9 protein-coding genes and 1 tRNA gene are annotated in these 9,157 nt (G+C 70.4%); 2 read left to right on the forward strand and 8 right to left on the reverse strand.

The features are described 5' to 3' along the window. Positions 1-136: 136 nt before the first annotated feature. The 6 genes from E4A53_RS12975 to E4A53_RS13000 all read right to left on the reverse strand — a co-directional run bounded on the left by E4A53_RS12975 (position 137) and on the right by E4A53_RS13000 (position 5,917). Positions 137-212, reverse strand: a tRNA-Lys gene (locus tag E4A53_RS12975). Positions 213-280: 68 nt separating this feature from the next. After that, the gene (rodA, locus tag E4A53_RS12980) at positions 281-1,390 is read right to left on the reverse strand and encodes a rod shape-determining protein RodA (RefSeq protein WP_136163535.1); all 1,110 of its coding nucleotides are present in this window, start codon (positions 1,388-1,390) and stop codon (positions 281-283) included. Further along, the gene (gene mrdA / locus E4A53_RS12985; protein WP_136163536.1) at positions 1,387-3,339 is read right to left on the reverse strand and encodes a penicillin-binding protein 2; all 1,953 of its coding nucleotides are present in this window, start codon (positions 3,337-3,339) and stop codon (positions 1,387-1,389) included. The genes rodA and mrdA overlap by 4 nt, the downstream gene beginning before the upstream one ends. Next, positions 3,336-3,851 carry a rod shape-determining protein MreD gene (locus E4A53_RS12990; RefSeq protein ID WP_239018301.1) on the reverse strand — a complete coding sequence of 172 codons (516 nt, stop codon included), beginning with the start codon at positions 3,849-3,851 and terminating at the stop codon, positions 3,336-3,338. Before E4A53_RS12990 ends, mrdA begins: the two co-directional genes overlap by 4 nt. Continuing rightward, complete coding sequence (locus tag E4A53_RS12995; RefSeq protein WP_136163537.1) at positions 3,851-4,738, reverse strand: rod shape-determining protein MreC; 888 nt, start codon at positions 4,736-4,738, stop codon at positions 3,851-3,853. The genes E4A53_RS12990 and E4A53_RS12995 overlap by 1 nt, the downstream gene beginning before the upstream one ends. A gap of 135 nt (positions 4,739-4,873) precedes the next feature. Next, positions 4,874-5,917, reverse strand: a complete 1,044-nt coding sequence (locus E4A53_RS13000) for a rod shape-determining protein (protein WP_136163538.1) — start codon at positions 5,915-5,917, stop codon at positions 4,874-4,876. A gap of 135 nt (positions 5,918-6,052) precedes the next feature. Here E4A53_RS13000 and mutL point away from each other — a divergent pair, with 135 nt between their 5' ends. Beyond that, complete coding sequence (mutL, locus tag E4A53_RS13005) at positions 6,053-7,804, forward strand: DNA mismatch repair endonuclease MutL (RefSeq protein WP_136163539.1); 1,752 nt, start codon at positions 6,053-6,055, stop codon at positions 7,802-7,804. After that, positions 7,801-8,133 (forward strand): YnfA family protein, encoded by a 333-nt coding sequence (locus E4A53_RS13010; RefSeq protein ID WP_136163540.1) that lies wholly within the window; start codon positions 7,801-7,803, stop codon positions 8,131-8,133. The genes mutL and E4A53_RS13010 overlap by 4 nt, the downstream gene beginning before the upstream one ends. 7 nt (positions 8,134-8,140) lie before the next feature. Here the strand turns inward: E4A53_RS13010 and ccmB are convergent, their stop codons facing one another. After that, entirely contained in the window at positions 8,141-8,782 is a 642-nt protein-coding gene (gene ccmB, locus E4A53_RS13015) for a heme exporter protein CcmB (protein ID WP_136163541.1), read from the reverse strand. After that, on the reverse strand, positions 8,779-9,157 hold a 379-nt coding region (locus tag E4A53_RS13020; RefSeq protein WP_136163542.1), incomplete at its 5' end, for an ABC transporter ATP-binding protein. The genes E4A53_RS13020 and ccmB, both read right to left, overlap by 4 nt.

Here is a 9,157-nt window from a genome sequence, read left to right on the forward strand (position 1 = left end):
CGACCCTAGTCGTCAGCGCATAGGTGCAGGATAGGCTGCGCGCAGCGCACTCTTACACTGCTCTTACATGACCTCCACGGGTGGCGTGTAAGACCCGTGCCGGGTGCAGTAAACTGCTGTATTTACTGGTGAAAAATGGTGGACGCACTAGGGCTCGAACCTAGGACCCGCTGATTAAGAGTCAGCTGCTCTACCAACTGAGCTATGCGTCCACTCGGGAGGCCGGCGGAATGGTGGATTGGGCGCGCTCAGTCAAGCCGTATGGGCAAATTTTATCGCATCAGCCGATCCGGCCGCGGCGCGGCTGGCGGTCGAGCGACATCAGGATGCCGACGCAGATCATCACCGTCATCATCGCTGATCCGCCGAACGACACCAGCGGCAACGGAATGCCGACGACCGGCGCCAGCCCCATCACCATCATCAGGTTGATCGCCACGTAGAAGAAGATCGTCGTCGCCAGCCCGGCGGCGGCCAACCGGGCGAAACGGCTTTCGGCGCGCAGGCCGACGCGCACGCCCCAGTTCACCAGCAGCATGAACGCGCCGATCAGGAACAGCCCACCAAGAAGCCCCCATTCCTCCGCCATCGTCGCGAACACGAAATCAGTATGGCCTTCGGGCAGGTAGTCGAGGTGGCTCTGGGTGCCGTTCAGGAAACCCTTGCCGAACAGCCCGCCCGATCCGATCGCGATCTTCGACTGGCTGATGTGATAGCCGGTGCCGAGCGGGTCCGATTCCGGGTTGAGGAAGATCAGCACGCGATTGCGCTGGTAATCGTGCATCATCGAAAAGGCGATCGGCAGCGACGCCGCCAGCGTCGCCGCGCCGGCGACGAACAGCCGCAGCGGCAGGCCGGCGAGGAACATGACGGTGATGCCGCCGACGACGATCATCGTCGCGGTGCCGAGGTCGGGCTGGAGCAGCACCAGCCCGGCGGGCACCGCGATCATCGCCGCCGCCGGCCAGATCGCGTGCATGGAGCGCAACTCGGTCGCCGGCAGCAGCGTGTAGAAGCGGGCTAGCGCCAGCACGATCGCCGGCTTCATGAATTCGGACGGCTGCAGACGGACGATGCCCAGCTCCATCCACCGCTGGCTGCCGCCGCTGACCTTGCCGATCAGCTCGACCACCGCCAGCAGCACGACGACGACGACATAGGTCGGAAAGGCGGTCTGCTTCCAAAACTCCTCGCGCAGCCGCGACAGCGCGATGGCGACGATCAGGAACAGCAGGAAGCGCACGCCCTGGGAGATCGCCCACGGCTTCATGTGTCCGCCGGCCGCCGAGTAGAGCACCGCCAGCCCGAAACCGGTGATCGCGACGACCAGCAGCAGCAGCTTCCACGGCAGTTGCTTCAGCGGCGCCGGGACGATGCCGGGGCCGCTCATCGTGCATCCTCCTCGGCAGGGTCGGGGACGGCGGCCGCCGGATGGCGGGCGGCACGGAACGCCCGCGCCTGTGCCGCCATCCGCTGGGCGATGGTGCCGCCCCACTCCGCCTCCAGCCGTTCCAGCCGGGCCAGTGCCTTGTCCTTGTCGAACAGATAGCTGACCACGTCGCTGGCGATCGGCGCGGCGGTGACGATATGGCCGCTATGTTCCAGAATGCACGACACCGCATAGCGCGGCACGTCGGCCGGGGCGAAGCCGATGAACAGCGAATGGTCGCGCAGGCGGAACGGCAGCGCCGCGTCGCCCAGCACGCCGGTACGGCGTTCGGCCAGGGTGATCCGGCGAACCTGCGCGGTGCCGGTCTTACCTGCCATCAGCACGCCGGGCACCTGCAACCGGGCACGGCCGCCGGTCCCGCCACCATTGACCACCGCGTCCATCGCATCGTGGACGATCGCCAGATGCTCCGCTGGCACCGGCAGCGTGGCGGCCGCCGGCGGCGCGCTGGTTGCCAGCAAGCGCGGCGCGAACATCCGGCCGGACCCGATCCGCGCCGCCATCACCGCCAGTTGCAGCGGGTTGGTCAGCATGTATCCCTGGCCGATCGACGCGTTGACCGTATCCGCCGCCGTCCAGTCGCGATTGTATTTCGCCTTCTTCCACGCGCTGTCCGGCACGGTGCCGTAACGCTGCGACGCGACCGGCAGGTCGTAGCGCTCGCCCAGTCCGACCAGCCGGGCCATGCGGGCGATCGGGTCGTAACCAAGGCGCCGGGCCATGTGATAGAAATAGACGTCGCAACTCTGCGCGACGGCGCGGCGCATGTCGACCATGCCATGGCCGCCGCGCTTGTGGCAGTGGAACAGGCCGCTGCCGACGCGATAGGCGCCGGTGCACAACACCGTCTCCTGCGGCCCGACACCGGCTTCCAGCAGCGCCAACGCATTCATCGGCTTGACCGTCGACCCCGGCGGATACAGCCCCTGCAGCACCTTGTTCAGCAGCGGCAGATGATCGTCCTGCGACAGCATGTCCCATTCGTCATGGCTGATGCCGTCGGAAAAGCTGTTCGGGTCGTAGGCGGGCATCGACGCCATCGCCAGTATGTCGCCATTGGCGCAATCGATGACGACGACGGAGCCGGATGCCGTGCCCAGCCGGCGCGCGGCATAGGCCTGCAAGCCGGCGTCGATGGTCAGGCGCACGGTGCCGCCGCTGATGTCGGGGCGAGTGGTCAGCTCGCGCACGATCTTGCCGTGGGCGGTCACCTCCACCCGCTTAGCGCCGGGCTTGCCGCGCAGCGCCGGCTCCAGCGTCTTTTCCAGCCCCTCCTTGCCGACCTTGAACCCCGGGGTGATCAGCAGCGGGTCTTTCGCCTTCTCGTATTCGGCGGCGGATGCCGGGCCGACATAGCCGACCAGATGGCCGACGGCGGCACCATCGGGGTAGAAACGGGAAAAACCGCGCCCCGGCATGATGCCGGGCAGGTCGTTCAGCCGCACGCTGACCGCGGCATAGCGGTTCCAGTCGAGATTCTCGGCGATCTGCACCGGCTGGAACCCCGCCGCGCCGTCCAGCTCCTCGCGGATACGCTGCATCTCGTCGTCGGACAGCGCCAGCAGCCGCTGTACCGCCGCCAGCGTCTTGTCGCGGTCAGTCAGCCGTTCCGGGATCAGGTCGACGCGGAAATCGGTGCGGTTGATCGCGATCGGCTTGCCGGTGCGGTCGACGATCCAGCCGCGCCTTGGCGGCACCAGCGTCAGGTTGACGCGGTTGCTCTCCGACAGCAAGCTGTAGCGTTCGTTCTCGACGACCGACAACCAGGCCATCCTCCCGGCAAGCAGCAGGCCGACGCCACCCTGCGCGGCGCCCAGCACCAGCGCCCGCCGCGTGAACACGAAACCCTGGGTTGCATCGGTGATGACGCGCTTGCCGAACAGCTTCATCCCAGCAGCCGCCAGCGGTCGAGCAGCGCGCACAGCCGGACGGCGAGCGGAAAGACCAGGATCGATGCGACAATCTGCGGCACGACGACCAGGACCAAGCCTCCGCCTCCGGTAGCGAGCGCGAGCGCGAAGCCGCCGACGATCACCAGTGTGATCACCGCGGCGGCGACGAACCAGTCCTGCCAGTAATCGCGCCACAGCAGCCATTTGTCGACCGCATCGAACAGCAGAAAGGCCAGTGTCCAGGTCAGCATCGCGCTGCCCGGCGGCTGGCCGCTGAACAGGTCGTCCCACGCACCGAGCGGCAAGGCCGCCCAGATCCGCCAGAATTCGGGGCGCAACAGCCGCCAGGCGATCAGCATCAGGAAACCGGCCGGCGGCACCAGCGGCGCCTGCGCGACGACCGGCAGCAGGCTGACCAGAGAGCCGGCCATCGTCGACAGGATCGGTACCGCCCGCGCCCGGACGCTCAGCGTCAGCGGGCTGGTCTCCATGCCGATGATCCGCGCCATCAGCGCACCGGGGCCGGCGGCGGTGGCGCCAGCGGATTCTGGACGGTCGGCTGGTACGGCGCCTCGACCAGCGCGAAGTCGATCCGCGACGGGTCGGCCAGCGGCCGCGCCATCGCCTCGTCCCCGGCGACGCGGACGACGATGGCGACCGGGATGTCGGGGGCGTAGATGCCGCCGACCCCGGAGGTGACGAGCACGTCACCGACCCGGAACGGATTGTCTCCAGCGCCGAGCGCGCGGACGTCGACCGCGCCGCTGCCCGTGCCGGTGGCGATCGCCGGCAAGCCGTCGCGCGAGCGGCGGACCGGCACCATCGTCCCACCGTCGGTCAGCAGCGCGACCTGCGCGCTCGATCCGCCGACGGCGACGACGCGGCCGATCAGCCCGGTGGCGGCGCGCACCGGCATGCCGGCGCGGATGCCGGCGCCGCGCCCGGCGCCGAGCACGGCGAAGCGGCGGCTGCTGGTCACCGACGAACTGACCAGTCGGGCCACCGCGACCCGCGCCGGCGCCTGCTCGACGATGCCGAGCAGCGCCTTCAGCTTGCGGTTCTCGATCTCGATCCCGTGGGCGCGGGCGACTTCAGCGCGCTGGCTTTCCAGCTCAGCGCGCATCGCCTGGTTCTTGGACGCGGCGAACACATAGTCGGACAGCTGCGACACGATCATGCCGCTACCCCGCGCAATGCCGCGCCCGGCGGACGAGATCGGCGCCGTCGCGTCGCTGACCACAGTGCGGATCGCGCCGAAGCCGGTCGGATCGATCGCGGCGACGACCAGCATCAGCAGCGCGAACAGCGCTCCGCCGATCGCGACGACATAGCTGAGGAACAGGCCATACTGCGCCCGGCGGGAATAACCGGGACGGCGGTTCTTCGGCGGGATCATCGCCGCCGGCCTAGGCGCGCGTCAGCCTCGCGGAGGCGGAAAGCCGGGAGCCGCCGGCCACGCGGCGTATGCCGGCAGCGTCTCCGAAGGTCCGACGGCGCGGGAATGAAGGGGGATATGCGGCCGCCATGCGCCTCACGCGCTCAGCAGGACGCCGCGATAGATCGGGTCCTCAAGCGCACGGCCGGTGCCGAGCGCAACGCAGGTCAGCGGATCGTCGGCGACGGTCACCGGCAGGCCGGTCTCGTCGCGCAGCACCTCGTCGATGCCCTCGAGCAGCGCACCACCGCCGGTGATGACGATGCCCTGGTCGACGATGTCGGCGGCCAGTTCCGGCGCGGTGTTCTCCAGCGCGATGCGCACACCCTCGATGATCGTGCCGACCGGCTCGCTCAACGCCTCGGCGATCTGGCCCTGGTTGATCTCGATCTCCTTGGGCACGCCGTTGACCAGGTCGCGGCCCTTGATCTGGATGGTCTGGCCGACCCCGTCCGCCGGCGGCTTGGCGATGCCGACTTCCTTCTTGATCCGCTCCGCCGTCGCCTCGCCGATCAGCAGGTTGTGGTTGCGGCGGACATAGCTGACGATCGCCTCGTCCATCTTGTCGCCGCCAACGCGGACGGACGTGGTGTAGGCCAGGCCGCGCAGCGACAGCACCGCCACCTCGGTCGTGCCGCCGCCGATGTCGACGACCATCGATCCGATCGGCTCGGTCACCGGCATGTCGGCGCCGATCGCCGCCGCCATCGGCTCCTCGATCAGCCACACCTGGCTGGCGCCGGCGTTGGACGCGGCATCGCGAATCGCCCGGCGCTCCACCTTGGTCGACCCCGACGGCACGCAGATGACGATTTCCGGAAAGCGCCAGGGCCGCGACTTGCCGCCGTGCACCTTGTGGATGAAGTGCTTGATCATCTGCTCGGCGACGTCGATGTCGGCGATGACGCCGTCGCGCAGCGGCCGGATCGCCTCGATCGTGCCGGGGGTCTTGCCCATCATCAGCTTGGCGTCGTCGCCAACCGCCTTGACCCGCTTGATGCCGTCAACCGTCTCGATCGCCACCACCGACGGCTCGTTCAGGACAATGCCGCGCCCGCGCAGGTAGACGACGGTGTTCGCCGTGCCGAGGTCGATCGCCATATCGTGGGACATGAATTTGAAGAAGCGGGTGAATGCCATCGGTATCCTGTCCGTACTGCGTGCCGGCGATGCCCCCGCGCCTTCCCGATCCGTCGCCCGTTGCGGGTGCCGCGACACAAAAATTCGGTAAACGCCGGGGTGCGAAGTGAGGTCGCTTGGGCTAGAGCCTGTCGCATGTCAATACGCCGCCTGCCGCCGCATCTTGTCAACCGTATCGCTGCCGGTGAAGTGGTGGAAAGGCCCGCCAGCGCGTTGAAGGAACTGGTCGAGAACGCGGTCGATGCCGGTGCCACGCGCATCGCCGTCCGCCTCGCCGCCGGCGGCACCGATCTGGTCGAGGTGACCGACGACGGCTGCGGCATGACCCCGGCCGACATGGCGCTGGCACTGGAGCGCCACGCCACCTCCAAGCTGCCCGACGACCGGATCGAAGCGGTGGCGACCCTCGGCTTTCGCGGCGAGGCGCTGCCGTCGATCGCCAGCGTCGCCCGGCTGACGATCGAGAGCCGCCCGCGCGGGTCGGACGGCTGGAGTCTGACCGTCGACAATGGCGACCGGGTGGCGGACGGCCCGGCCGCCCTGCCGCCGGGCACCCGCGTCCGCGTCGAATCGCTGTTCGCCAGGGTGCCGGCGCGGCGCAAGTTCCTGCGCTCGCCCCGGTCGGAATACGCCGCCTGCCTCGACACCGTCCGCCGGCTGGCGATGGCGCGGCCCGACATCGGCTTCTCGGTCGAACATGACGGGCGCGTGGTGCTGACCGTCCCGCCGGGGGAGGAGCAGCCGGCGCGCGTCGCTGCGCTGACCGACCGCGCGCTCGCCGCCAACAGCGTCGCCGTCGACCTCGAACGCGAAGGGCTGCGGCTCGGCGGCGTCGCCGGGCTGCCGACCTTCAATCGCGGCGTCGCCGACCACCAATATCTGTTCGTCAACGGCCGGCCGGTGCGCGACCGACTGCTGGTCGGCGCGGTGCGCGGCGCCTATGCCGACGTGCTGGCGCGCGATCGCCATCCCGTCGTCGCGCTGTTCCTCGACGTTCCGGCCGACGCCGTCGACGTCAATGTCCATCCGGCCAAGACGGAAGTGCGCTTCCGCGATCCCGGGCTGGTGCGCGGGCTGATCGTCAGCGGCCTGCGCCACGCGCTGGACGCCGCCGGTTTCCGCAGTGTCCAGCGCCCGTCGGCCGCCGCCCTCGGCGCCTGGCAGGCAGAGGTGCCGGCCGCGCCCGCCGCCGCGCCATTGCCAGTCACCCCCGCCCAGCATGCGGTGTGGGATCGCCCGGCACGTTTTGCCGCCCCGCCGATGGCGCGGGCGGAGCCGGCCTATGCGCCGCCGCCCGAAACTGTCGCCCACCCGCTCGGCGTCGCGCGCGGGCAGGTGGCGAAAACCTATATCGTCGCCGAGGCGGAAGACGGACTGGTTATCGTCGACCAGCATGCCGCGCATGAACGGCTGGTGCTCGAACGGATGCGCGGGGCGACGGCGGACGGCGCGGTCGCCCGGCAGACGCTGCTGCTGCCCGAAGTCGTCGAACTGGACGAACCGGCCTGCGACCGGCTGGAGGCGCGCGCCGCCGAGCTGACCGAACTGGGGCTCGAATTGGAACGCTTCGGCCCGGCGGCGATGCTGGTGCGGGCGATGCCGGCGCTGCTCGGCACCGGCGACGCAAAGGGGCTGGTCGCCGACCTCGCCGACGAACTCGCCGCCTTCGATCAGGCGCTGTCGCTGAAGGAACGGCTCGATCTGGTCGCCGCGACCATGGCCTGCCACGGCTCGGTCCGCGCCGGGCGGCTGCTGTCGGTCGCGGAAATGAACGCGCTGCTCCGCGAAATGGAGGTGACGCCGCATAGCGGCCAGTGCAACCACGGCCGCCCGACCTGGGTGAAGCTGCAACATGCCGACATCGAGAAGCTGTTCGGTCGTAAATGACCGCACCGACCTTCCTGATCTACCTCGCCGCGGCGCTGGCCGAAATCGGCGGCTGCTTCGCCTTCTGGGCCTGGCTGAAGCTTGGCCGTTCCGTCCTGTGGCTGGCGCCCGGCATCGCCGCGCTCTGCCTGTTCGCCTGGCTGCTGACCCTGGTCGACGCCGATCATGCCGGCCGCGCCTTCGCCGCCTACGGCGGCATCTATATCGTCAGCGCGCTCGGCTGGCTGTGGCTGGTCGAAGGCACCCGGCCGGACCGGTGGGACGTCGCCGGCGCGCTGCTCTGCCTGCTCGGCGCGGCGCTGATCCTGTGGGGGCCGCGCCCCCGCTGAGCCAGGCTCAGTCCCGCGCCGCGCGCAGCGCCGCGCCGGCCACGAACGGGGCAGCGGCGACGATCAGCAGCGCGGTCGCCGCCAGCAGCTTCAGCGCGCCGGCGCCCATCGGGTCGAGCATCCCGGCGCCGAAGATCAGCACCGGCACGACCAGCGGCAGCATCAGCAGCCCGGCGAGCGCCCCGGCGCTGCGCAGCCCGGCGGTCAGCGCCGCCACCGCCACCGCCAGCGCCGCCAGCGCCGGGGTGCCGGCGAGCAGGCCCAGCTCCACCCGCCACAACGCATCGCCGTCCATGCCGAACAACACGCTTGCCGGCAGCGCCGCCAGCATCAGCGGCGGGCCGAATCCGATCCAGTGGGCCGCCGCCTTGGCCAGCGCGACCGTCTCGTCGGGAATGCCGCGCAGCGCATATTGGTCGAGCACGCCCGCCGCCCGGTCCGGCTCGATCAGCCGGTCGACCGGCAGCAGCGCGGCGAGCAGCGCCGCCACCCACAACGTGCCGCCGCCGATCCGCGCCAGCAGCGGCGCGTCCGGCCCGATGGCGAACGGAAACAGCGTCGCGACCAGCAGGAAGAACAGCAGCGGCAGCAGCAGCCCGCCGCCGCGCCACGCGTTGGCCAGGTCGCGCCGGATGATCGCGCCGATCATCGCGCCGCCCCGCCAAGGGTGATCGCCTGCGGCGCGGCGATGCCCAGCGGCTGGTGCGACGCGGCGACGACGATGCCGCCGCCAGCCCGGTGCGCGGCGATGATCCGCTCCAGCCGCGCCAGCCCGTCGCCGTCAAGGCCATTGCCCGGCTCGTCGAGCAGCCACAGCCCGGCGCCGCTCGCCACCACCCGCGCCAGCGTCGCGCGCTTGCGCTGGCCGGTCGACAGCATGCGCACCGGCACCCGCGCCAGCGCGGTCAGGTCCAGCGCATCCAGCGCCGCCGCCAGCCGCGCGCCGCCACCGTCCAGTCGCGCCCAGAAGCCAAGCGCAGCGGCCAGCGGCAGCCGCGCGTCGAGTGCCGCCGCCTCGTCGGCC

The organism is Sphingomonas flavalba, from assembly GCF_004796535.1.
Classification (GTDB): Bacteria; Pseudomonadota; Alphaproteobacteria; order Sphingomonadales; family Sphingomonadaceae; genus Sphingomonas_L; species Sphingomonas_L flavalba.